This window comes from Microvirga zambiensis WSM3693 (assembly GCF_016735695.1).
Classification (GTDB): domain Bacteria; phylum Pseudomonadota; class Alphaproteobacteria; order Rhizobiales; family Beijerinckiaceae; genus Microvirga; species Microvirga zambiensis.
This window is the reverse complement of the sequence record NZ_JAERQD010000007.1, coordinates 21,572-42,107: the sequence shown is the minus strand read 5'-3', so window position 1 is coordinate 42,107 and position 20,536 is coordinate 21,572. Positions and strand designations below refer to the sequence as shown.

Genomic DNA, 20,536 nt, shown 5'->3' with positions numbered 1-20,536 from the left:
CACTCACACGCTCGCTACTGTGGATTCCCTTCCCGTCCGCTACGCTCCGGCCGGGAATGACATTGCGGCTCTCGCGAGGCGCCGCCTCAAACCTTGTTCACCTCCGCCTCGTAGCGGGCCTTGGTCTCGGCGTTGGGCGGGTAGAGGCCGGGGAGAGGGACGCCCTTCTCGACCTCGCGCATGACCCAGAGCTCATAGCGCTCCTGCTCAACGGCGGCCTTGGCGACCTCTTCCACCATGGCGGCGGGGATCACCACGACGCCGTCGCGGTCGGCGACGATCACGTCATCCGGGAAGATCGCGACGCCGCCGCAGCCGATGGGCTCCTGCCAGCCGACGAAGGTGAGGCCGGCGACGGAGGGAGGCGCGGCCACGCCCGCGCACCAGACCGGCAGGTTCGTGCCCTCGACGCCGACCGCATCGCGGATGACGCCGTCGGTGATGAGCGCCGCGACGCCGCGCTTCTTCATGCGGGCCGTGAGGATGTCGCCGAAGATGCCGGCGTCCACGACGCCCATGGAATCGACGACCGCAATGCAGCCTTCCGGCATGTCCTCGATGGCGGCGCGGGTGGAGGTGGGAGAGGCCCAGGATTCCGGTGTCGCCAGATCCTCGCGCGCCGGCACGAAACGCAGGGTGAAGGCGCGGCCGACCATCTTGTCCGTGGCGTTGAAGGCCGGCATCGGCCCCTTCATCCAGCAGCGGCGGACGCCCTTCTTCAACAGCACGGTGGTGATCGTGGCGGTGGAGGCGGCGCGCAGGGCATCGGCGATGGTCTTATCGAGGGTCATGGCAGTTTCCTGATGGTGCGATGTGGCATTCATAACGGCCCGGCCGAATGTGCGCCACCTCGGAGTCCGGCTTGTGAGGAGGGATTACGGATGGGGATGTGAGCGATAGTGTTTGATGGTGAGGCGCGGGTTTACCTCTCCTTGAGGGAGAGGTGATGCCTGCGGCAGCCTCAATCGCGGTCGGGCGCTCCCGGCGGGAAGAAATGGCGGTAGGGCCGGGCCTCGTCCACGGCTCGCGCGAAGGACGGCCTGGCGAGGAGTTTTTGCCGATAACCCCGGACGCGCGCATAAGCTTCGCCGACGGGGTGAACCCAATCGGCATAGAACAGCGAAGGAGCCGCCGCGCAATCGGCGGCGCTGAACGTATCGCCCGCCGCCCATTCGCGCCCCGCGAGCGTCTTGTCGAGCCAAGCATAAGCCCTGTCGAGCATCGCGTTCGCGTCGGCGACGCCGCAAGGGTCGCGGTCCTTCTCCTGGCGGATGTGATCGAAGACGATCTTCTGCATCGGCGTCATGACGTAATTGTCGAAGAACCGATCCATCAGCCGCACCTCGAGTGCCTGTTTCGGATCTTCCGGGATCAGCCTAACAGGCCCCGGATGATAGAGCCCGAGATGCTCGATGATGACGATGGCTTCCATCACCGTGCGGCCGTTGTCGACGAGCACCGGGAAGCGCTTGATGGGCCAGAGCGCTTCCAGCTCGGCGTCGGTCTTCTCCTCGCCGAGCGTGCGATACTCGAACGGGTTGCCGTTCTCGTACAGCGCGGTCAGCACCTTCTGGCAATACGACGAGAAGGGATGGGCATAGAGCTTCAGCGTCATCGGGGCCTCACGGCTGGCAATGAATTCCTCACTGTAACCGCTTCGGCCCGAATGACCATCGTGGGAACGAACCTCCTCAACGTCTGACCCATTCATCAATGGATGGTTCTCTTTGGAATACAGGCGCTATTTCCCTCCCTCCTTGTGGGGGTGGGCTAGGGAGGAGGGTGTGAGCGCCAACCTCTCAGAACGATGCGCCAGCACCCCCCTCTCCAACTCTCCCCCACAAGGGGGAGAGGGCTTAGGGGCCAGCCTCGTTAGGCCGTCTTTGCGAACAGCTCGCGCCCGATCAGCATGCGGCGGATCTCGCTCGTGCCGGCGCCGATCTCGTAGAGCTTGGCATCGCGCAGCAGGCGGCCGGTCGGATAGTCGTTGATGTAGCCGTTGCCGCCCAAAAGCTGGATCGCGTCGAGGGCCATCTTGGTAGCGTTCTCGGCTGCATAGAGGATGGCGCCGGCGGCGTCCTCGCGGGTGGTCTCGCCCCGGTCGCAGGCCTTGGCGACCGCATAGACATAGGCCTTGGCCGCATTCATGGTCACGTACATGTCGGCGACCTTGCCCTGGACGAGCTGAAACTCGCCGATGGCCTGGCCGAACTGCTTGCGCTCGTGGATGTAGGGCAGCACCACGTCCATGCAGGCCTGCATGATGCCGGTGGAGCCGGCGGCCAGCACGGCGCGCTCGTAGTCGAGGCCCGACATGAGCACGTTCACGCCCTTGCCCACTTGGCCGAGCACGTTCTCCTCCGGCACCTCGCAATCGACGAAGACCAGTTCGCAGGTGTCGGAGCCGCGCATGCCGAGCTTGTCGAGCTTCTGGTGGGTCGAGAAACCCTTGAAATCCTTCTCGATCAGGAAGGCGGTCATGCCGCGCGGCCCCGCCTCCGGATCGGTCTTGGCATAGACCACCAGGGTGTCGGCGGTAGGGCCGTTGGTGATCCACATCTTATTGCCGTTGAGCACGTAGCGGTCGCCGCGCTTCTCGGCGCGGGTGCGCATGGAGACCACGTCTGAGCCCGAGCCCGGTTCGGACATGGCGAGTGCGCCGAGATGCTCGCCGGAGATCAGCTTGGGCAGGTAGCGGCGCTTCTGCTCCTCATTGCCGTTGCGGCGGATCTGGTTGACGCAGAGATTCGAATGGGCGCCGTAGGACAGGCCGACAGAGGCGGAGGCGCGGGAGACCTCCTCCATCGCGATCACGTGCTCGAGATAGCCCAGGCCCGTGCCGCCGTATTCCTCCTCGACCGTGATGCCGTGCAGACCGAGCTCGCCCATCTGGGGCCAGAGATCGCGCGGAAACTGGTTGGTGCGGTCGATCTCCTCCGCCCGCGGCGCGATCTTCGCCTGCGCGAAGTCGCGCACGGTCTCGCGGATGGCGTCGGCGGTCTCGCCGAGATCGAAGTTGAAGCCCTTGGCGGCATTCGGCAGCATTGTCGTTGTCCTCCCGACCCCATTCGGCATCCCGCAATCGGGCAGCACGATGGAGCATCTCTATCCGGCTATTTTGGTCAGCATTGCTGTCCTTATCAAGACCGGATCTTTCGGGAAAGAAAATGGGCCGTTTTCCCGAACCAGCAATTGGTCGGAGCGATCAAAAGAAAAGGCTCCCTCACGGCGGGCAAGGGAGCCTGAAATCTCAAAGCCGGCTGACCGGACTTACTCGTCGATGCTCGCGGTCTGCACGGCATCCATGTCGCGGCACACGCCCTGTGCCCTGAGGCGGCCGTGGTCGCGGGGATCGCAGGCGCTCTGGACGAACATGCGCCACTGGTTCTCCGTGCCGTAGAAGGTGTTACGGTCAACGTCGCCCTTCACGCCGGGCACCCGGCCGGTGGTCGTGAACTGCCAGAAGGTCCAGCGCCGGTCGTTGTAGCGCACCTGAGGCTCGGCGGCGGTGCTGCGGATCCAGTAGGGATAGTCGTTGAACTCGCCTTCCAGGATTTCCTTGTGGAAGGTGATGTCGGTGTAGATGATCGGCCGCTTGCCGGTATGGGCCTGCATCTCGCGCAGCATCACGTCGATCATGGCGAGCGCCTGCTCGCGCGGAACCTTTTTGGGGCAGTTCACCGACTGGCCGTTCCACTCCACGTCGAGGACCGGGGGGAGGGCATCGGGATCCTGGGGCACGTTGCGCTTGAACCAGGCGGCCTGCTCATGGGCCGGACGGCACCAGAACACGAAATGGTAGGCGCCGCGCGGAACGCCGGCCTTCTTGGCCTCCCACCAGTTCTCGTGGAACTTGCTGTCGATATGGTCGCCGCCCTCGGTCGCCTTGATGAAGGCGAACTTGGTGCCGGCCTGGCGCATGGCGGCCCAGTCCACATCCCCCTGCCATTTGGAGATGTCCACGCCGTGGATCGGCAGACGGTGGGCGGTCGCGACACCGTCGTGGGGGCGGGCGTCGCCCTTGGTCGGGTAGCGGCTGGCCGAAGGCATGACGGCGCAGGAGGCGAGCCCGAGCGCGATTACGGCGAGCGCACCGAACCGGGCAGCCTGGACGAATGTCTTCAGGCCCGAGCTCTTGGAGCGGCTGGGGGAGCGGCGGCGAGTCTTCATCGGTTCAACTGTATTGGACGCAAAGCGAGACCGCACCAGAGATGCCGGAAGAGCGTTAACAGGCCCTTACGGCCAAGGCGCGGGGCAAGCCTACAGGTGAAACCAGGCCGTTGCGATACCCAAAAAGGTGAAGAAGCCGACGATGTCCGTGATGCTGGTGACGAAGGGGCCGGACGAAACGGCCGGGTCGACTCCGAAGCGGTTGAGGGTGAGGGGCACGAAGATCCCCCCGAGGGCCGCGAAGAAAAGGACTCCGATCAGCGCGAGCCCGATCACGAACCCAAGCTCGATCGACTGGAACCACACGCCCGCGATGGAGCCCATGATGCAGGCGAAGATCAGGCCGTTGAGCAGGCCGACCCCGGCCTCGCGGCGAATGATCCGCCAGGCATTCGTGCGGCCGAGCTCGCGGGTCGCAAGCGCCCGGACGGAGACGGTCATGGTCTGGGTGCCGGCATTGCCGCCCATGGAGGCCACGATGGGCATGAGGATGGCGAGCGCCACCATCTTCTCCAGGGATTCCTCGAACAGGTTGATGACGTTGGCCGCGATGAGCGCCGTGCACATGTTCACGAAGAGCCAGGGGAAGCGACTTCTCTGGGTGTAGAAGACCGTGTCCGACAGCTCTTCGTCGGATTTCACGCCGCCGAGCTGCTTGATGTCGGCATCGGCCTCCTCTTCGAGCACGTCCACGATGTCGTCGACGAGGATGACGCCGACAAGGCGGCCGGCATTGTCCACGACGGCTGCCGAGACGAGATTGTAGCGCTCGAACAGGCGCGCAACCTCGTCCTGCTGCTCGGTCGCCTCCACCCGGTCGGGCTCGGCGTTCATGATGTCCTGGATCGTCACCGGGCGCTTGGAGCGCAGGAGCCGGTCGAGCGGCACCGAACCGAGCAGGTGGGCACCGGGATCGATGACGAAGATCTCGTAGAAAGTCTCCGGCAGGTCCTCGGTCTCGCGCATGAAGTCGATCGTCTGCCCGACCGTCCAGAACGGCGGCACGGCGATGAACTCGGTCTGCATGCGCCGGCCGGCGCTGTCTTCCGGGTAGTCGAGGGAGCGCTGGAGTGCGACGCGCTCGATCGCCGGCAGCTGGTCGAGAACCTCCGCCTTCTCTTCCTCGGGCAAGCTTTCGAGAATGGTGATCGCGTCGTCGGAATCGAGATCGCGCACGCCCTCGGCGACGGTGGCCGTCTCGAGCTCCTCGAGAATCTCCTCGCGGACCGCCTCGTCGACCTCGGTGAGGGCGGCGAAGTCGAAGGATGCGCCGAGAAGCTCGATCAGGCGGGGGCGCTGATCGGGTTCGAGCGCCTCGAGAAGATCGCCGAGTTCGGATTCGTGGAAGTCTTCGACGAGCTTCTGCAGGCGCTCGACCTCCGAGGCCTCGATGGCATCGGCGGCGGCGGCCAGGAATTCCGGATTGAGCTCACCTTCCTCGTCCCGGAACGCCGGGGTCTCGGTTTCAGGCCCATCGGGCGTCGGGAGCGGCGTCTTGTCTTCGACTTCCAGCATCAGCCGTCCTCTGAAGGTGGGGTGCCCGCCTTTTAGGTGCGCATGCGAATGCGCGCAATGCGCCCAAAAGACTTTCCCGGGGAATTGGTTGCGGCCTTTCCGGCGAGGCTGTTTCAGGGGTTTGAGACAGGCACTCGAGTTGCCGGCGACGAGGTCGGATATGGGCAACAAAAAAGGCCCCGTGAAGGGGCCTTTTTCGTCAACTTGTTCAGCACCGCAAGGTGCCGAAAGTTGGTGCGGTCAAGAGGACTCGAACCTCCACGGGTCTCCCCGCTACCACCTCAAGGTAGTGCGTCTACCAATTCCGCCATGACCGCGAACTCGGTTTCAGGACTGGTTTTCCTGAAGAGGTCGCCGCTCTAGCAGATCGATTTGAGCACTGCAACCCCCCGGATGGCGCTTGCAGCGATTGAACGGAGCGAATGCCTCGCTTGCCGCAGAGGGGATAGGCGATAAGCCTCTGTGACGACTATATAAGCCGGACATTCCCGAGGAGCGCGACAATTGTCCGGTGCTTCCCAGACGGGGCAGGGCGTCACCGTCCTGCATTCCGCAAACGCAAGGTGAATCAGTGTCGAACCTGCGAGACAGCTTGGCGGTTCATTTCCAGCCTGAGACCGCATCCGAACCGGTCGAGTGGGCCGTCACGGACGAGCCTGTCGGTTACGAGGAGGCGGTCGCCTTCATGGAGGCCCGCGCCGAGGCCATCGCTGCCGGAGAGGCGCGGGAGCTGGTCTGGCTCGTGGAGCATCCGCCGCTCTACACGGCAGGAACCTCGGCCAAGGAGGCCGATCTCGTCGAGCCCGACCGCTTCCCGGTCCACCGGACGGGCCGGGGAGGGCAATACACCTATCACGGGCCCGGCCAGAGGGTGGCCTATGTGATGCTGGACCTGCACCGTCGCGCACCGGACCTGCGCCGCTACGTGACCGCCCTGGAGGCCTGGATCATCGCCACCCTCGACGGCTTCAACATCCGCGGAGAGCGCCGGGAGGACCGGGTCGGCGTGTGGGTGCGCCGGCCCGACAAAGGCGAGACGACGGAGGACAAGATCGCCGCCATCGGCATCCGGGTCCGGCGCTGGGTGACCTTCCACGGCATCAGCCTGAACGTGGAGCCCGACCTCTCGCACTTCACAGGCATTGTTCCATGCGGCGTGACCGAGCATGGGGTGACGAGCCTGGTCGATCTCGGCATCCCGGTCACCATGCCGGAGGTCGACGCCGTCATGCGACGGAGCTTCGAGGAGATCTTCGGGCCGACGGAGCAGGCAGAGAGACCGTTGCTCTTCAGCCACGGCCCCTAGGTTTTTCACAGCGGATACGGCAAGGCTTCTCCCCAAGCGCGCTTCATGCTCTAAGCTGGGTCAAACGGCTGATTTGTTGGCGGAACCTTCATGCAACGCGTCCTTCTTGCCTCCCTCGTCGCTCTTGCCGCCTCGGCCTGCGCCTACCGGCCAGATCCGGTGGAGCTCGTGAAGATCGTCGATTCGCCGGCGGATGTCCGCGTCTGCACGCGCCTCGGGGAGGTGAGCCCCGTGACGCCGACGACGGCGGGGGCCAACACGCCGGTCAATATCGGCTTCGGCGTCACCCTCGGCCGGTCCACCTTCGGCTACGCCACGCAGGACATGCTGCAGGCGACCGTCGCTCTCGGCGGTACGCATCTCTATCTCCAGCAGGTGTCTCACGACTGGTCGCTCGTGCGCGGCATCGCCTATCGCTGTGGTCCGGGCGTCGTCGATGAAGCGGTCATTCGTGCGAAAGGCTGACACGGCCGCCTGCTGAACCAGTTGCGCGACTTCCCTACTTCTAGGTACTGACGTTCAGGCTATTCCTGCAACTGGCAGGAAGGAGTCCAAACCAGAACCAAGGGAGACCCGCGCCGTGCCCGTCATCGCCACTTCTGCCGATCTGACTTCGGACGCCGCGCGGGGGAACCGCGCCGCCTGGGCCGAGCTTGCTCAGGATCTCCAGGCCAAGCGGCAGGCGGTGGCGGAAGGCGGCCCCGCCAAGGCGCGCGAACGGCATCTTTCCCGCGGCAAGCTTCTGCCGCGCGAGCGCGTGACGCGCCTCCTCGATCCCGGCGCGGCCTTCCTCGAACTTGGCAGCCTCGCCGCCCACGGCATGTACGACGACGCGATCCACGGCGCCGGCATCATCACCGGCATCGGCCGAGTCGAAGGCCGCGAGGTGATGATCGTCTGCAACGATTCGACCATCAAGGGCGGCACCTATTACCCGATGACGGTGAAGAAGCACCTGCGCGCCCAGGAAGTGGCGCGAGAGAACCGTCTGCCGTGCATCTATCTGGTCGATTCCGGCGGCGCGAACCTGCCGCACCAGACCGAGGTGTTTCCAGACCGGGAGCATTTCGGCCGCATCTTCTACAACCAGGCGACCCTCTCCTCGCTCGGCATTCCCCAGATCGCCTGCGTCATGGGCTCGTGCACGGCGGGCGGCGCCTATGTGCCGGCCATGTCCGACGAGACCATCATCGTGCGCCGCCAGGGCACCATCTTCCTCGGCGGCCCGCCCCTGGTGAAGGCGGCGACCGGCGAGGTGGTCTCGGCCGAGGATCTCGGCGGCGCCGACGTGCATGCCCGCCTCTCCGGCGTGGCCGACCACTACGCCACCGACGACGTGCATGCGCTCGCCATCGCGCGCCGCATCGTCGGCACGCTCAACACGCGCAAGCACATCGACATCGACATTTCCGACCCGGTCGAGCCGAAATACGCCATCGACGATCTCGACGCGATCGTCCCGACCGACCTGAAGAAGCAGTACGACATCCGCGAGGTGATCGCGCGCCTCGTCGACGGCTCGGAATTCGACGAGTTCAAGCGGCTCTACGGCACGACGCTGGTAACCGGCTTCGCGCGCATCTGGGGCATGCCGGTCGGCATCATCGGCAATAACGGCATCCTGTTTTCGGAAAGCGCCGTGAAGGGCGCGCATTTCATCGAGCTGTGCTGCCAGCGGCGCATTCCGCTGCTCTTCCTGCAAAACATCTCGGGCTTCATGGTCGGCCGGCAATACGAGGCCGGCGGCATCGCCAAGGACGGCGCGAAGCTCGTCACCGCGGTCGCCTGTGCGCAGGTGCCGAAGATCACGCTGCTCGTCGGCGGCTCCTTCGGCGCTGGCAATTACGGCATGTGCGGCCGCGCCTATTCCCCGCGCTTCCTGTTCACCTGGCCGAACTCGCGCATCTCGGTGATGGGCGGCGAGCAGGCGGCGAGCGTTCTCGCGACCGTGAGGCGCGACAACATCGAGGCCGAGGGCAAGGCCTGGAGCGCGGAGGAAGAGGAGGCGTTCAAGGCGCCGATCCGCGACCGCTACGAGGCGGAGGGCTCGCCCTATCACGCCACCGCGCGCCTGTGGGACGACGGCATCATCCTGCCCTCGGAGACCCGCCGCGTGCTGGCGCTCGCCTTCTCCGCGGCGCTCAACGCGCCCGTGCCGGAGACCAAGTTCGGCGTGTTCAGGATGTAGGGGTGCCCGACCCGTTTAGGGCGTCGTCTTGCGGCGCGACCCCGCGGCGCCGCTCGCCTTCTGCCGCTCCATGCTTTCGTTGAGCTCTCCCAGCGCCTCGGCTTCCTGGACGAGCTTGTTCACCTCGCTCATCATGCGCTGCACCTTCTGCCCCTGGATGCGCGCCTGCTCCTCGTACATCGCCTTGGTCGCGTACATCGCCGAGCCGCTGCGGTCGAGCGAGGCGGCATGATTGGCCATCGTCGCCGTCAGGCTGTGCTGCGCCTGGGTCTGCTGCACATCGAGAATGGCCGCCATGGCGCCCGATCCGGGCAGGGCCTGAGAAGCGGGAGCTTCGGGCGCTGCCGTCTGGTTGCAGGCGGCAAGGAAAGGCATGATGAGGAAGGGGAGAAGGCGCTGAAATGCCATTGGCGGATTCCTGAAAAGCCCCATTTACCATAGCCTCTTCCCCTAGGATCCTCTCTGAACAGAGGGGTTTTGGTCGTGCTGTCGATGGATGAAACCGAGATCGAGGCCGCGCGGCGCGCCTATGCTGCCGACATCGCGCGCATGGCCGAGGTCGAGGACCCACGAATCGGGCAGGCATTCGCCGCGGTTCCGCGCGAGGCCTTTCTGCCGCCGCCGCCCTGGACGGTGATCCGCATGGGGGCCGGGACGCGGACAAGCGACGTTGCGAGCCTCTACGACAACGTGCTTGTCGCCATCGCGCCCGAGCGCGGCATCAACAACGGCGAGCCGTCCCTTCACGCCATGTGGATGGATGCGGTCCACCCGCAGCCGGGCGAGACCGTGATCCATGTGGGGGCGGGGACCGGCTATTACACGGCGATCCTCGCGCGCCTCGTCGGGCCGGGCGGCCGCATCGAAGCGTTCGAGTACGAATCCGATCTCGCCGCGCAGGCGGTCGCCAACCTGCAGGATTATCCGAACGTGACGGTCCATTCCGCCTCCGCCTTCGGGCGGGTGCTGCCGAAGGCGGATGTGGTCTACGTGAATGCGGGCGTGCTCGCGCCGGATGTGGAATGGCTCCGCGCGCTCAATCCCGGCGGGAGGCTGATCTTCCCCTGGCAGCCGCACAAGGGCTGGGGACCGGCGACGCTGGTGACTCGTGAAACACAGGGCTTCAGCGCCCGCCCGCTGATGACGGTCGGCTTCATCTCGTGCAGCGGCACGAGCGAAAGGATCTCGGTGAGACACCTGCCGACCGAGGCGGATCTCGCGGCGGTGCGATCCATCTGGATCCGCAGCGAGCGTGCGCCCGGTGCGAGCGCCGTCGCGGTTTATAAAGATGTCTGGTTCTCGTCGGAGGAGTTGGATTGAGACGACTGAGGCCGACTGGTCGCCGGTCATGTTTCTTCGCTCAAATGGTGGGTTCCTATCGCCGCCCCGAACAGGAATCCCGTCCCAAAAATGTTGCACCAGAGCAACACCCTCAAAGCTTCAACATCCTGCCGTGTTCGGCCCAAGCTCCGCCGCGATCCCGCCATAAACCAAGCGCTAAACCTTAAGCAGGCTAAAGTGCTTCTAAACCAAGACGTTACGGCATGGTGCCGGGGCTGGAATCCCGGTTAAGGCTGTTCGCCGATCCTCCCTAAGGATCGTTGCATCGGTGGTGTAGCACGTGGCAGATCACGGGAGTTCCAAAGGGCTTGGATTCCCCGTGAGAACCGGGTGGATAAAGAGTGCGGACCATGGATGCGCGGGTGATCGACAAGTCGAGGCTGCCGAGCCGTCACGTGACGGTGGGGCCGGCTCGCGCGCCGCATCGCTCCTACCTCTACGCCATGGGTCTGACCAAGGAGCAGATCGCCCAGCCGCTGGTGGGCGTCGCCACCTGCTGGAACGAGGCCGCTCCCTGCAATATCTCCCTCATGCGGCAAGCCCAGGCCGTGAAGAAGGGCGTCGCGGCGGCCAGCGGCACGCCGCGCGAATTCTGCACCATCACGGTGACCGACGGCATCGCCATGGGCCATCAGGGCATGAAGGCGTCGCTCCCGTCGCGCGAGGTGATCGCCGATTCGGTCGAGCTGACCATGCGCGGCCATTCCTACGACGCGCTCGTCGGCATGGCCGGCTGTGACAAGTCCCTGCCTGGCATGATGATGGCGATGGTGCGCCTCAACGTGCCGTCGATCTTCATCTATGGCGGCTCGATCCTGCCCGGCTCCTTCCGCGGCCGGCAGGTGACGGTTCAGGATCTCTTCGAGGCGGTCGGCAAGTATTCCGTCGGCGAGATGTCGGACGAGGATCTGACCGAGCTCGAGCAGGTGGCCTGCCCCTCCGCCGGCGCCTGCGGCGCGCAGTTCACAGCCAACACCATGGCGACCGTCTCCGAGGCCATGGGTCTTGCGCTGCCGTATTCGGCCGGCGCGCCCGCACCGTATGAGATCCGCGACAGGTTCTGCGCCGCCGCCGGCGAGCAGATCATGGACCTGATCGCCAAGAACATCCGCCCGCGCGATATCGTGACCCGTAAGGCCCTCGAGAATGCGGCGACCGTCGTCGCGGCCTCCGGCGGCTCGACCAATGCGGCCCTGCATCTTCCGGCCATCGCCCATGAGGCGGGCATCAAGTTCGACCTGTTCGATGTCGCCGAAATCTTCAAGCGCACGCCCTATATCGCGGATCTCAAGCCTGGCGGACGCTATGTCGCCAAGGATCTGTTCGAGGTCGGCGGCATTCCGCTGCTCATGAAGACCCTGCTCGATCACGGTTTCATGCACGGTGATTGCATGACCGTGACCGGCCGCACCATGGCCGAGAACCTCGCTTCCGTGAAATGGAACGACGACCAGGACGTGGTCTATCCGGCGAATGCGCCGATCACGCCCACCGGCGGCGTTGTGGGGCTCAAAGGCAATCTCGCGCCCGAGGGCGCCATCGTGAAGGTCGCCGGCATGGCAGCCGACAAGCAGATCTTCCGTGGTCCCGCGCGCTGCTTCGACGGCGAGGAGGCCTGCTTCGAGGCGGTCTCGACGCGCCAGTACAAGGAAGGCGAGGTTCTCGTGATCCGCTACGAGGGGCCGCGCGGCGGTCCCGGCATGCGCGAGATGCTCTCCACCACGGCGGCGCTCTACGGCCAGGGGATGGGCGACAAGGTCGCGCTCATCACCGACGGCCGTTTCTCGGGCGCGACCCGCGGCTTCTGCATCGGCCATGTGGGGCCGGAGGCGGCGGTGGGCGGGCCCATCGGCCTTCTCAAGGACGGCGACATCATCGCGATCGATGCGATCAAGGGCAGCATCGACGTGGAACTCTCGGACGAGGAACTGGCGAAGCGCCGCGCGGAGTGGAAGCCGCGCGAGACGAGCGCCACCTCGGGCTATCTCTGGAAATACGCGCAAACAGTGGGTCCGGCGCGGGACGGGGCAATCACCCATCCCGGCGGAGCCGCAGAAAAAGAAACCTATGCGGACGTTTAATCTCCTTGCAGCCACATTGTGGGTGGCTACCCTCGGTGCCGGCGCGGCCTATGCGCTCGATGCTGCGCCGCGTCCGCAGCCGCTCACGCCCGCTCTGTCGCCGGCGCTCGCGCCGGCCACCAAGTATGGTTCGGTGCGCGATGCGCTGCGCAGCGGCATGCGCGACTACAATGCCGGCGACAAGGTCGGTGCCGTGCAGGCGCTGGAATATGCGGCAGGGCAGGGGCACCAGCTCGCCCTGTGGAAGCTCGGGCGCATGTATGCCGACGGCGACGGGGTCGAGCATGACGACCTGAAGGCGTTCGAGTATTTCTCGAGGCTCGCCGACCAGCATGCGGACGAGAGCCCGGATTCGCCGAACGCAGCCGTCGTCTCCAGCGCCTTCGTGGCGCTCGGCGGCTATTTCCTGGATGGCATCAAGGACACTTATGTCATGGCCAATCCGGAACGCGCCGTGGAGATGTTCAGCTACGCGGCGAGCTATTTCAGCGACTCGAATGCGCAGTACAACCTCGCCCGTCTCTATCTCGAAGGCACCGGCGTGCGGAAGGATCCGCGCCATGCGGCCCGCTGGTTCAACCTTGCGGCGGAGAAGGGGCATACGGCCTCGCAGGCGCTCCTCGGCCATCTGCTCATGACCGGGCAGGGCGTTCCGCGGCAGCGCGCCAAGGGTCTCATGTGGCTGACGCTCGCCCGCGAGGCCTCGACCGACGGCGCCAAGGACCGGTGGATCGTGTCGCTCTACGACGACGCTTTCGCTGCAGCCGACGAGGGCGACCGCAAGCTCGCTCTTGCCCTGCTCGAGCAGTACATCCAGTCGCGCCGGTAAAGCTGGCGGCTGACGCCATCACCGTCATGGCCGGGCTCGTCCCGGCCATTTTGCGTTTTGGATTCCCGCCCACGTCATCACCGGCCTTGTGCCGGTGATCCCGATTAAGAAAAGCGCGGCGCTTCACAGGATCGAGATGGCCGGGACAAGCCCGGCCATGACGTTCAGCGTTTAGCCAAGGCAGCGTGTAGGGTCAGAGAGCAATCAATCGATATCCAGATCCACCATCACCGGCACGTGGTCGGACGGCTTGTCCCAGCCGCGCACGTCCTTCCTGATCGACGTCGTCCGCAGCTTGTCCTGCGCCTGGGGCGAGAGCAGCAGGTGGTCGATGCGGATGCCGTTGTTGCGCTGGAAGGCGCCGGCCTGATAATCCCAGAACGAATAGAGGCCGGGCTGGTCGTTGCAGGCGCGCACCGCGTCGACAAAGCCGAGATTGAGCAGTTCCCGGAACCTGCCGCGGCTCTGCGGCTGGAACAGGGCGTCGTTCACCCAGGCGGCCGGGTCCATGGCGTCCATGGGCTCGGGGATGACGTTGTAGTCGCCGCAGAGAACGAGCGGTTCCTCCAGCAGGAGCAGGCCGCGCGCATGGGCGCGCAGACGGTCCATCCAGGCGAGCTTGTAGTCGAATTTCGGGGTCGCGATGGGGTTGCCGTTCGGCAGGTAGATCGAGGCGACCCGCACGGCGCCGGTCTCGGTCGAGATGACACCCTCGAGATAGCGGGCCTGCTCGTCGCCGTCGTCGCCCGGCAGGCCGCGACGCACATCCTCCAGCGGACGCTTGGACAGGATGGCGACGCCGTTATAGGCCTTCTGGCCATGGGTCACGACGTTGTAGCCGAGAGCCTCCACCTCCGCGCGCGGAAAGGCCTCGTCGATGCATTTGAGTTCCTGCAGGCAGACCACGTCCGGATCGGCGCTCTTCACGAAGGTGGCGAGGTGGTCCAGCCTCTGCTTGATGGAATTTACGTTCCAAGTCACGATCCGCATGGGGATAGTCTCGCTTTTTCAGTCCCGTTGTTTCATCGGATTTTCGTCTTCGGCTGGCAAGCTGGAACTCGTCATCATCCCCATGGTCGCCCACGATGCCCGAATCCTGGCTCATCCATTTCTTGAAGAAGAGGCCGTTGCATGCCCATCATTGATATCCACGGCTATGCCATCGTCTCCGACAATGATTGCATCGCCGACGAGGCCGGGCGGACGCCGGACGTTCTGCGCAACGATGCCGACTGGGCCTACTTTCAGAGCGAGCTCAACAGGTCGGCCCTAACTGTTCTCGGGCGCCTGGGGCATGAGGCCCATCCGAACCCGAAAGGGCGTCTGCGGATGATCCTGTCCTCGTCCGCAACAGGGCTCGAGCGTCGCGCTGATGGCTGGTGGTGGAACCCCGAGGCGTTGCCCTGGGGCGAGGCCATTGCCGCAGTGCTGCCGGAGGGCGGGCGGGTTGCCGTACCGGGCGGAAGGCGCGTCTTCGATCTCTTCCTCGGTATCGGATACGACGCGTTTCACCTAACCCGCGCAGAGGGAGTCGTTGTTCCCAATGGCGTAACCGTCTTCTCAGCCTGCCGGGAAGGATTGAGCGCCGAAGCCATGCTGTCGGAGCGTGGCCTTACGCCTGGCGACCGACGGATCCTCGATCCCGCCGGCCCCGTGAGCCTGGCAATTTGGCGGCAGGGAGGTCGAAACTCTTGAGTTTGCTTGACGTTGACGTTCGACAGCGATCCGAAAGGAGGAGCCCATGCGTCATCTCACCATTCCCACTGCGCTGCTCGCCGGCTGTCTGATCGCCGGCGCCGCCTGGGCGCAGGGATCCTCCGGGGGATCCAGTGGCGGCTCATCCAGTTCTGCAAGCCCGTCCAGCAGCACGACGGCCGCGCCCAGCGGCAGTTCTCAGTCCGGCAGCTCGACGTTCCGGCCGCCCATGCAGGGAAGTACTGATCCGGGCAACCGGGCGAGCCGCGTCGGCGGAACCGCAGGCAATACGCCGGCCGGGAATGCCGGCACGGCGGGCACGATTCCGCCGCCCGGCACGGAAGGCAGCAGCGGCGGCCCCACGACCACGGGGACCACGGCCGATGGACGCTTACAGCGGGGCGAGCGCTCGACGGTCAACCCCAGCTCTCGCGAGGAGAAACTCCTCGAAGAGGCCGACAAGAGAGTTCGGCGTGGAATCTGTCAGGGCTGCTGAGACTAAAGCATCGGACCCAAAAGTGGACTTGCACTTTTGGGATCAATCCGATGCTTTCTCCTTGAATGAGAGCATCGGTCGAGACGGACCCTCCGGGTCCGTCCGATGCTCTAGGCCGCCTCTTCGAGGCCCGGATAATCCGTATAGCCCTCGGTGCCGCCGCCATAGAAGGTGGCGCGGTCCGGTTCGTTGAGCGGCGCGTTGAGGCGGAAGCGCTCCACAAGGTCCGGATTGGCGAGGAAGAGGCGTCCGAAGGCCACGAGATCTGCACGCCCGCTCGCCACGGCCTCGGCCGCCATCTCGCGGCTGTAGCCGTTATTGGCGATGTAGGCGCCGCGGAAGGATTTGCGCAGGCCGTCATAATCGACGCTCACCGCATTGCGGTCGCCCTGGGTCGCGCCCTCGATCATGTGGATATAGCCGAGGCCCAGATTGTCGAGTTTTTCGACGACGTAGGAGAACAGGGCCTGCGGATCCGAATCCGCGGCATCGTTGACCTTTGCCGGCGACAGGCGGATGCCGACCCGGCCCTTGTCCCAGACCTTCAGCACGGCCTCGGCCGCTTCGATGGTCAGGCGGGCGCGGTTCTCGATGGAGCCGCCATAGGCGTCGGTGCGGTGGTTCGAGCCGTCCTTCATGAACTGGTCGAGCAGGTAGCCGTTGGCCGCATGGATCTCGACGCCGTCGAAGCCGGCTTCCTTGGCGTTGCGGGCTGCATTCTCGTAGTCGCGCAGGATGCCGGGAATTTCCGAGATATCGAGGGCGCGAGGCTCCGACACCTCTGCGAAGCCTTCCTCGAGGAAGGTCTTGGTCTGGGCGCGAAGCGGCGAGGGGCCGACAGGCGAACCGCCGTCGGGCTGCAGCGAGGTATGGGATACGCGACCCACGTGCCAGAGCTGAATGAAGATCCGCCCGCCGGCCTTGTGAACCGCATCGGTCACCTTGCGCCAATGCGCCACCTGCTCCGGCGTGTAGATGCCGGGTGTGCGCAGGTAGCCCTGGCCCTGGTGGGAGATTTGCGAACCTTCCGAGATCAGCAGGCCGGCGCTGGCGCGCTGGGAATAATAGGTTGCGGTGATGTCGCGAGCCACGTCGCCCTTGGCAGCCCGGTTGCGGGTTAGGGGAGCCATGACCAGGCGGTTCGGCAGGGTCAGATCACCCAGAGTGAAGGGCTGGAACAATGCATTGGCATCGGCGCTCATGATAAAACCTCGTTTTCCTGTGAAATCTTATAAAGCACAGGTTGGTACGAGATAATAAGCGGGCCCTCCGATGCAACGGAGGGCTGCCATGCAAAATTTCGATGCCTCAGGAATAGGCGCTGGCCTTGTCGAGCTCGGCGATATCGGCGGCGTCGAGATGCACTGCCGTCGCTTTCACGAGTTCGCGCACCTGATCCACCGATGTGGCGCTGGCAATCGGAGCCGTGAGTCCCGGGCGTGCCATCAGCCAGGCCAGGGCAACCTGCGCCGGCGTGGCGCCTTTCCTCCCGGCGACGGAGTCCAGAGCGGCAAGAATTCGCCGGCCCCTGTCGTCGAGATAGGCGGCCATGCGCCCGCCGCGAACGCTCTTGCCGAAATCGGCTTCCGAGCGGTACTTGCCGGTGAGAAAGCCGCTGGCGAGGCCATAATAGGGAATGACGCCGACTTCTTCCTGCCGGCAGAGCGGCTCGAGTTCCGCTTCGTATTCGGCCCTGTCGTGGAGATTGTATTTCGGCTGCAGGCTTTCATAGCGCGGCAGGCCGAGTTCGGTGCTGATCTCCAACGCCTCCTTCAGGCGCGCGGCGGTGAAGTTCGATGCGCCGATCGCCCGCACCTTGCCGTCCCGGATCAGTTCTTCATAGGCACCGAGCGTCTCCTGCTGCGGCGTTTCGAGATCGTCCCGGTGGGATTGATAGAGATCGATGTGATCCGTCTGCAGGCGCTGCAGCGAAGCCTCGACGGCGGAGCGGATGTAGCTCTTCGCCAGACCCTTCCGATCCGGCGCCATCTCGGATCCGACCTTGGTGGCGATGACGAGCTTGTCGCGATTGCCGCGAGCCTTCATCCACTTGCCGATGATCGTTTCCGACTCGCCGCCTTTGTGACCGGGCACCCAGGTGGAATAGACATCCGCCGTATCGATGAAATTGAGGCCCGCGTCCACATAGGCATCGAGCACCTTGAACGAGGTTGCCTCGTCTGCCGTCCAGCCGAACACATTGCCGCCGAGGCATAGTGGGGAAACCATCAGGTCGGAGCGACCAAGTCTGCGCTTTTCCATCATCATATCCCTGTTCACCGGCGGATTTGCGGACAGGGAAACTAGCGCATTGTTCGCAAAAGTGGACTCGGTTCCTTCACGGCAATCGTTCACGTATGCGACGTCCGGTCCAAGCCGTTGGACCGGACGTCGTGTCGTTGCTTACGCCGCAGCGCTCAATGTGATGCCGCGCGCCTCCGCGAAGGCGAACAATTCGGATTCGCTGTCGAGGCGATGGCGCTGGTCGATGGTCCAGCCTGTCTCGTCGCGCACGACGATGTAGCCCCGCGCCTGAAGGCGGGAGACCACGGACTGAAGGCCGTTGGTCTCGGTCCGGGTCACGCCGCGCTCGGCGATGAAGCGCTCGATGGCGCTTTGTGCAGCCTGCGCGAGGTCGATCGCATCCGCCCGGTTCGCCGGCTTGGCCTTCGCCTTTGCCTGAGCCATGATACGCGCGGGATCCCGCCGGACCGACTTCCAGCCGCCGCGACCCGAGGTCTGGCCGGAAGCGGCTTCCGGTTCCGTCGGACGTGCGGGAGCAGGGGCGTTGGTGACGACGATCTTCGGGGCTGCCGGCGCCGCAGGTGCTGGAGCGGGACGCGCAGGCGCGGCCTGCGAAACGCCCTGAACCGCCGGTAGCACGGCCTTTTTCTCGACGAGCCTGGGCTTCTCGGCAACGATGCGCGGCTCCGCGGCTTTCGGTCTCTCGATCGGTCTCTCGATCGGCTTGGCGACGATCCGCGCTTTGTCTTCGCGAGCCTTCTCTTCGCGCGCCAGGCGCGCCGCCTCTGCGGCTTTCCGCTTCGCCTCGGCCTCGGCTTTCCTCGCCTCCGCTTCCTGGCGTTTCGTCTCCGCTTCCGCAGCCTTTGCCTCTGACTCACGCCGCGCAGCCGCTTCGGCCGCGCGTTTGACGCGGACGACGAGGCGCTGATCGATACGCGCCTTCTCAGCAATGGCCGCACGGGCCGCGCGGATCATGCCCGCTTCCGATTCGGCGACGAGATTCTTCAGCTGTTCGGTAAAGAGCGCCTCCAGAGCCTTAAGCGCGTCGTCGAGGGTCGCGTGAGGATTGATCGGCTGTGCCGGAGCGGCCTTCGGAACTGCTGGCACAGCGTGACTTGTCGAGGGCCGAGGTGTCGGCGGCACGCGGGTTGCGGACATCGCCTGCAGGGGCTTGTCGGATTGCGGCCTCACCGTCTTGGGGCGGCTCGTCTCCGCTGCGGTGATCTTCGCCAGCTTGGAGAGATCACGCACGCCGATCAGGCCGAGATCCTGCATCTTCCAGCGGATCTGGGTGACGGTTCTTCCGAGTTCCGCGGCAATGCGCTTGTCCGTCATCGGCGGATCGGCCGAGACGAGTTCGCGCAGGCGCGCAACGCTGGTCTCATCCCAGGACTGATGCGGCTGGACAAGGGTGCCGATCAACCGCGCCCTGGCATAGGTGGCGGGCACCGGGCGGCCCAGCTTCGCGGCCGTTACCGGAACTGGAACCTTGGCTTCCCGGTCGCGGCGCAGGATCTCGAGTTCTTCTTCAGTCCAGACCCTGTTCATCGCAGGGCTTCTCCTTTTCTCAGCGAGGCTGGGATCCGGCGAACCTGCATTGCAGACGAAGAGCGTATGCAAACGGAGAGGAAAATCGCCGGTCCCTGCCGGCGACGGGTGAACCCTAGGCCGGCATGGAACTGTTAGGCACCCGAGGGTGGGCGCCGGTTCTGACGGGGCTTGCCGCCGGAGCCCAGAGGGTTGGTCTGGGATCGGGCTGCAACTCATGGTCATGCATGAGACGAGCCTCCCTCGCGAAGCGGGCGCTTCGCAAGACGGGTCGTTGCGGTCGCTTGATGTCGAGCGGCAGGGGCATGACGAAGGGTTCAAAACGGTGACGAAGCGGAGATGTAGTCGGCTTCGGAGCAAATCTCAATCCGGGAAACGTGTCGCAGGGGAAGTTTCCTCAGCGATGGCGGGACCCTTGAAAAACAACACTTTCAGCGGCGGGTTCGGGCGGCCCGTAATGATTGATTAACCATGAAAGCGCATGCTCGATCCTGTGAGTCCAGGCAGGTCACGCGCACGGCCGACAGGGGGAGGTTCATGACCGACAGCACCATTGCACAGAAGATCAACGACAGAATCGAAGCGGTCAAAAAGGTCGTGAATCTCATCGCTCAGGCGGGCAGGGGGGACGACCTGCACGATCTGCGCGTGCTCCTCATCAACACCATGAGTCTGCTCAAGCGCGATCCTGGCATCGAGGCGGCGGTCGACGACCTCTACGCATCCGCAGCGGCGCTGGTTCAGGATGCCTCGACCGGCATTCCGCCATCCGCCCGTTCCCTCCGCCTTCTCCTCTCGGCCTCGGACCGCTTCTCCGCACGCCTTTCGACCGCAGCGGACCGGATCACCCCGGAGCCCGAGATGCGCCTCAAAGGATTGGAAGCGGCCTATGCGGTTCAGCTGGAGCGCTTTTCCATGAAGGCGGACCTGGATCCCGTCGGTCAGGTTGCCTGAGCCGCACGACCGGCCTCTTCATTCGCTCCCTCCCTCGTCGACAAGCTCTCGCTGCAAATGGCATCGGGAGCTTTTTCTTTTGGGGAGTCCGGATTCCCGCAATCTTGGCTTGGACAGGCGGGCTCCCGGCGATCGCGGGGCCATGAACGCCGAGTGATCTTGCCGGCGG

General features: G+C 65.0%; 19 protein-coding genes and 1 tRNA gene. 9 read left to right on the top strand and 11 right to left on the bottom strand.

Annotated features, from left to right (window positions below; translation table 11 throughout):
* Positions 1-86: 86 nt before the first annotated feature.
* The 6 genes from JKL46_RS07580 to JKL46_RS07555 all read right to left on the bottom strand — a co-directional run bounded on the left by JKL46_RS07580 (position 87) and on the right by JKL46_RS07555 (position 6,002).
* On the bottom strand, positions 87-791 hold the full coding sequence (locus JKL46_RS07580) for a ribonuclease activity regulator RraA (protein ID WP_201831491.1): 705 nt from the start codon (positions 789-791) through the stop codon (positions 87-89).
* Positions 792-961: 170 nt separating this feature from the next.
* Positions 962-1,615, bottom strand: a complete 654-nt coding sequence (locus JKL46_RS07575) for a glutathione S-transferase family protein (RefSeq protein WP_201831490.1) — start codon at positions 1,613-1,615, stop codon at positions 962-964.
* 257 nt (positions 1,616-1,872) lie between these two features.
* Positions 1,873-3,045 carry an isovaleryl-CoA dehydrogenase gene (locus tag JKL46_RS07570; protein ID WP_201831489.1) on the bottom strand — a complete coding sequence of 391 codons (1,173 nt, stop codon included), beginning with the start codon at positions 3,043-3,045 and terminating at the stop codon, positions 1,873-1,875.
* A gap of 225 nt (positions 3,046-3,270) precedes the next feature.
* Positions 3,271-4,170, bottom strand: a complete 900-nt coding sequence (locus JKL46_RS07565) for a glycoside hydrolase family 25 protein (RefSeq protein ID WP_201831486.1) — start codon at positions 4,168-4,170, stop codon at positions 3,271-3,273.
* A gap of 90 nt (positions 4,171-4,260) precedes the next feature.
* On the bottom strand, positions 4,261-5,685 hold the full coding sequence (mgtE, locus tag JKL46_RS07560) for a magnesium transporter (protein ID WP_201831484.1): 1,425 nt from the start codon (positions 5,683-5,685) through the stop codon (positions 4,261-4,263).
* A 232-nt stretch (positions 5,686-5,917) separates the two neighbouring features.
* Positions 5,918-6,002 (bottom strand) — tRNA-Leu (locus JKL46_RS07555).
* Positions 6,003-6,265: 263 nt separating this feature from the next.
* Between JKL46_RS07555 and lipB the strand changes: the two genes are divergently transcribed.
* The 3 genes from lipB (at position 6,266) to JKL46_RS07540 (ending at position 9,179) form a co-directional block, all read left to right on the top strand.
* Positions 6,266-6,991: a lipoyl(octanoyl) transferase LipB gene (gene lipB / locus JKL46_RS07550; RefSeq protein WP_210381303.1), complete on the top strand. Its 726-nt coding sequence runs from the start codon at positions 6,266-6,268 to the stop codon at positions 6,989-6,991.
* Between the two features lie 90 nt (positions 6,992-7,081).
* Positions 7,082-7,456 (top strand): hypothetical protein, encoded by a 375-nt coding sequence (locus JKL46_RS07545; RefSeq protein WP_201831480.1) that lies wholly within the window; start codon positions 7,082-7,084, stop codon positions 7,454-7,456.
* 115 nt (positions 7,457-7,571) lie between these two features.
* Entirely contained in the window at positions 7,572-9,179 is a 1,608-nt protein-coding gene (locus JKL46_RS07540; protein WP_201831478.1) for a carboxyl transferase domain-containing protein, read from the top strand.
* A 15-nt stretch (positions 9,180-9,194) separates the two neighbouring features.
* Here JKL46_RS07540 and JKL46_RS07535 read toward each other — a convergent pair whose 3' ends face one another.
* Positions 9,195-9,587 carry a hypothetical protein gene (locus tag JKL46_RS07535; protein ID WP_201831476.1) on the bottom strand — a complete coding sequence of 131 codons (393 nt, stop codon included), beginning with the start codon at positions 9,585-9,587 and terminating at the stop codon, positions 9,195-9,197.
* Positions 9,588-9,671: 84 nt separating this feature from the next.
* Here JKL46_RS07535 and JKL46_RS07530 point away from each other — a divergent pair, with 84 nt between their 5' ends.
* From JKL46_RS07530 to JKL46_RS07520, 3 genes are all read left to right on the top strand, one after another.
* Positions 9,672-10,499, top strand: a complete 828-nt coding sequence (locus JKL46_RS07530) for a protein-L-isoaspartate O-methyltransferase family protein (RefSeq protein WP_201831790.1) — start codon at positions 9,672-9,674, stop codon at positions 10,497-10,499.
* Positions 10,500-10,870: 371 nt separating this feature from the next.
* Positions 10,871-12,601, top strand: a complete 1,731-nt coding sequence (gene ilvD / locus JKL46_RS07525) for a dihydroxy-acid dehydratase (protein WP_201831474.1) — start codon at positions 10,871-10,873, stop codon at positions 12,599-12,601.
* Positions 12,588-13,430, top strand: coding sequence for a tetratricopeptide repeat protein (locus tag JKL46_RS07520; RefSeq protein WP_201831472.1), 843 nt, complete (start codon positions 12,588-12,590; stop codon positions 13,428-13,430). The genes ilvD and JKL46_RS07520 overlap by 14 nt, the downstream gene beginning before the upstream one ends.
* A gap of 204 nt (positions 13,431-13,634) precedes the next feature.
* Here the strand turns inward: JKL46_RS07520 and xth are convergent, their stop codons facing one another.
* On the bottom strand, positions 13,635-14,420 hold the full coding sequence (gene xth / locus JKL46_RS07515; RefSeq protein ID WP_201831470.1) for an exodeoxyribonuclease III: 786 nt from the start codon (positions 14,418-14,420) through the stop codon (positions 13,635-13,637).
* 141 nt (positions 14,421-14,561) lie between these two features.
* On the opposite strand from xth, the gene JKL46_RS07510 reads away from it, so the two are divergent.
* Entirely contained in the window at positions 14,562-15,125 is a 564-nt protein-coding gene (locus JKL46_RS07510) for a dihydrofolate reductase family protein (RefSeq protein WP_201831468.1), read from the top strand.
* A 46-nt stretch (positions 15,126-15,171) separates the two neighbouring features.
* The gene (locus tag JKL46_RS07505; RefSeq protein ID WP_201831466.1) at positions 15,172-15,621 is read left to right on the top strand and encodes a hypothetical protein; all 450 of its coding nucleotides are present in this window, start codon (positions 15,172-15,174) and stop codon (positions 15,619-15,621) included.
* A gap of 110 nt (positions 15,622-15,731) precedes the next feature.
* Here JKL46_RS07505 and JKL46_RS07500 read toward each other — a convergent pair whose 3' ends face one another.
* The 3 genes from JKL46_RS07500 to JKL46_RS07490 form a co-directional block, all read right to left on the bottom strand.
* Positions 15,732-16,823 (bottom strand): alkene reductase, encoded by a 1,092-nt coding sequence (locus JKL46_RS07500; protein ID WP_201831465.1) that lies wholly within the window; start codon positions 16,821-16,823, stop codon positions 15,732-15,734.
* A 106-nt stretch (positions 16,824-16,929) separates the two neighbouring features.
* Positions 16,930-17,883 (bottom strand): aldo/keto reductase, encoded by a 954-nt coding sequence (locus tag JKL46_RS07495; protein WP_201831464.1) that lies wholly within the window; start codon positions 17,881-17,883, stop codon positions 16,930-16,932.
* 141 nt (positions 17,884-18,024) lie between these two features.
* Entirely contained in the window at positions 18,025-19,413 is a 1,389-nt protein-coding gene (locus JKL46_RS07490) for a hypothetical protein (protein ID WP_201831463.1), read from the bottom strand.
* A 537-nt stretch (positions 19,414-19,950) separates the two neighbouring features.
* Between JKL46_RS07490 and JKL46_RS07485 the strand changes: the two genes are divergently transcribed.
* Positions 19,951-20,367 carry a hypothetical protein gene (locus JKL46_RS07485; protein WP_201831462.1) on the top strand — a complete coding sequence of 139 codons (417 nt, stop codon included), beginning with the start codon at positions 19,951-19,953 and terminating at the stop codon, positions 20,365-20,367.
* The last annotated feature ends 169 nt before the right edge of the window (positions 20,368-20,536 follow it).